The sequence below is a fragment of the Armatimonas sp. genome (genome assembly GCF_043760365.1).
Taxonomy (GTDB): Bacteria; Armatimonadota; Armatimonadia; order Armatimonadales; family Armatimonadaceae; genus Armatimonas.
On the sequence record NZ_JAYUPA010000856.1, the window covers coordinates 1 to 3,116 of the forward strand.

2 protein-coding genes are annotated in these 3,116 nt (G+C 62.3%); both read right to left on the minus strand.

Annotated features, from left to right (window positions below):
• The coding region (locus ACH2EH_RS21190; protein WP_395144853.1) for a DUF1501 domain-containing protein at positions 1–638 on the minus strand (638 nt) is incomplete at its 3' end.
• The coding region (locus ACH2EH_RS21195) for a DUF1553 domain-containing protein (protein WP_395144855.1) at positions 628–3,116 on the minus strand (2,489 nt) is incomplete at its 5' end. The genes ACH2EH_RS21195 and ACH2EH_RS21190, both read right to left, overlap by 11 nt.

Sequence of the window (3,116 nt, forward strand, 5' to 3'; positions counted from 1 at the left end):
GCCGTCCCTTGGTGGGTTGCGGGCAGAAACCCTGAAGTCCAGTTGATCGCGCCGCCCGCAGGCAGGCCACGTGGGTCGGGGAGCACCACAAAGGCGGGCAGGTCTTGATTCACGGTTCCCAGGCCATAGCTCAGCCACGCGCCCAGACAGGGAAAGCCATTGAGCGTGAAGCCCGAGTTCATCTGAAATGTGGCAGGGGTATGGTTGGCGGACTTGGCCTTCATCGAGCACAGAAACGTGATGTCGTCCACGCGCTCCGCCGTGTGTGGCAGGAGACTGCTCACCCAGCGTCCGCTCTTACCGTGCTGCTTGAACGCAAACGGGCTCTTCATGAGATTTCCCGGCTGGGCAAAGAACGTATCGAAGACTTTCTTGCACTCCTGGCCATCGCGCTTCACCAGCTCGGGCTTGTAGTCAAACGTGTCAATGTGACTCACGCCACCACAACAAAAAATCTGGATCACCCGTTTGGCTACCCCCCCTCTCTCCCCCTTCCTTTGTAGAGGGAAGGGGGCCGGGGGGATGGGTTCAGGGCTAGCCCCCGCTTCGTCCGCCAAAAGCGTAGCGAGGGCGATGGAGCCGAGGCCACCGGCGGCTTGGGTGAGGAAGTGGCGGCGATTGGTCGGGTTATCTGGCATAGAGAAACTCACTGGAGTTGAACAGTGCCCAGCAGAGGCTATCGAGTGAATGAGCTTTGAGGTGCGTCAGTGCGCGAGTGCGCTCCGTGGACGTCGGCGGGCGGCCAAAAGCGCGGGTGTAGGCGGCAGTGACCTGGGCACTGGGAGCGCTGCCTGCGTCTTGAATAATGCGTGCGGCGAAGGCGCGGGACTGGCGTAGGACGAAGCTATCGTTCATGAGGGCAAGAGCCTGAATGGGCGTTGTGGTGACGGTTCGCTTCGGGGTTTTGGTGGATGGGTCGGGGCAGTCAAGGGTTTCGAGGAGCGGGTTGCGGGCGCTCTGCACCCCCATCCGGTAGAGCGTCCGCCGGTTGAACTCAGGCGTGTCTTTATCTATTAACTGATAGAAATCTGAGCCGTAGTTGCTCACGGTAAACGGGCGGAAGCTGGGGCCACCCAGAGCTAGATTAAGCTGTCCACTGATGGCGAGCATGCTATCGCGCACGGCCTCAGCCTCTAAACGGTGCGGGGAAAAGCGCCAGAGCAGGCGGTTGTCCGTGTCTATTTTTGCGGCTTTGGGATCGAACTGCCCGGACTGCCGATAGGTGCTAGAGAGCAGGATCGCGCGGTGCAACTTCTTGAGGCTCCACGCGCCCGGGCCGGAGAAGGCCGTCGCCAGCCAGTCCAGTAGCTCGGGGTGGCTGGGGCTCTCGCCGTTGTTGCCAAAGTCGCTCGGGGTGCCGACAATGCCGCGCCCAAAGTGCCCCTGCCAGACCCGGTTCACCATCACCCGTGCCGTCAGTGGGTTACGTATATCCGTGAGCCAGCTTGCCAGTGCGAGGCGGCGCTGCGCCTCAGGGGAGTCGGCGGCGAGGCCAAAGTGAGGCGAGTAGGCCGTGAGGGCACTGAGCCCTCCAGGCGTCACGATCTCGCCTTTTGACTGCACGTCACCGCGCAAGAGAAGCTCCGTCGGCTGGGGTTGCTGGGAGCTGGTCGCGTAGGTCAGAGTCGGCGTCTCCAGCGCTTTTAGTTCCGCCGCTAGCCGGGTGCTCTCCGCCGTGAGCGTCTTGCGCTGCTTGCGCTCATCGGGCGTGAAGGCAGCCTCCAGTGCTTCGGGTGCGACATGAAACGGCGCACTGCGAAACGACTCCGCGATCTCTGCCGCGCTCAGTGCTCGGTTGTAGAGCCGCACTTCCTCGATCTCGCCGTGCAAGAAATCCCCCGAGCCGGTGTGGCGTGGGCCGATCAGCACATGGCTCTTGCCTGCCGCGTAGGTGCGCAGTGTCCCGTTCTCACCAACAGGAGTGTAGGCAGTGGTGTAGGGCTTGCCGTTGCGGTAGACCTCGATACGGTTGTCAGCGTGGTAGACGCTCACCAGCTGCACCAGCTCGCCCGGTGTGACCGTCTCCACGGCGGCCTCTAAATCTTTGGTACGGTTGTAGAACTCGCTGCCTGAGATCCACTTGCCGCGCTGACGCTCCCCGAAGACAATGGCATCGAAGGGCGCCCCGCCATCGGCCTCCAGAGTGAGCACACTCCCACCGTGCTGATTCAGATCCGCAAGGCTCACCCACGACTCCAGCGTTTTCTCCCGAATCTCTACTGCCAGTGGCTCGCTCTGAAAGCGCCCACTCTTCCCATCGAGTGTGAGCCGTCCGCCAGGGAGGTCATCGAACGTCCAGCGCAGAAGCGGCTGGGGAGTGGTGGGAAGAGACTTGCTCGTGGCTCCTTGCTGCTGAAGCAAGCGGGCCCGAATGGGCTCCTCGATGCGCCGAAGCTCGCCCTGGCAGGCGGCTTGCTGTCCGCGCAAAACCATCGCCTGTTCGTCACGTCGCTTGGCTTGCTTTTGTGTGAGCACGGAGCGGTTTCCGGGCTGGGCTCCCGCGAGTGCGGACTTGAGGCGGTAGTAGTCTCTGGCGGGAATCGGGTCGAACTTGTGGTCGTGGCAGCGGGCGCAGTTGACACTCAGCCCGAGAAATGTCTGGCCGACCAGTCCGATCATGTCCTCTAGCTCCTCCTCGCGTGCCCGGAGCCGCACTTGAAGGCCAGGAGCGCCCTTTCCCGCCTCATCTTGTGGCCCAGCGACCAGAAAGCCTGTGGCGATCACACCGTCCTCGCTCGCACTCTCCAGTACATCGCCTGCGACCTGCTCACGGATAAACTGGTCGTAGGGCTTGTCGGAGTTTAGCGCATTGACCACGTAGTCGCGGTAGCGCCAGGCATGCTCGCGCAGACGATCATACTCGAAGCCGTGGCTCTCGCCAAAACGCGCCACATCGAGCCAGTGTCGTGCCCAGCGCTCGCCGTAGTGGGGGCTTGCCAGCAACCTGTCAATCAGCTTTTCGTAAGCTTTCGGAGAGGTATCGGCGAGAAACGCGGCGATCTCTTGGGTGGTGGGCGGCAAACCGATGAGATCAAATGTCACGCGCCGAATCAGCGTGCGTCTATCGGCCTCCGGCGCGGGCTTCAGGCCTTTGGCTTCAAGCTTTGCCAGCACAA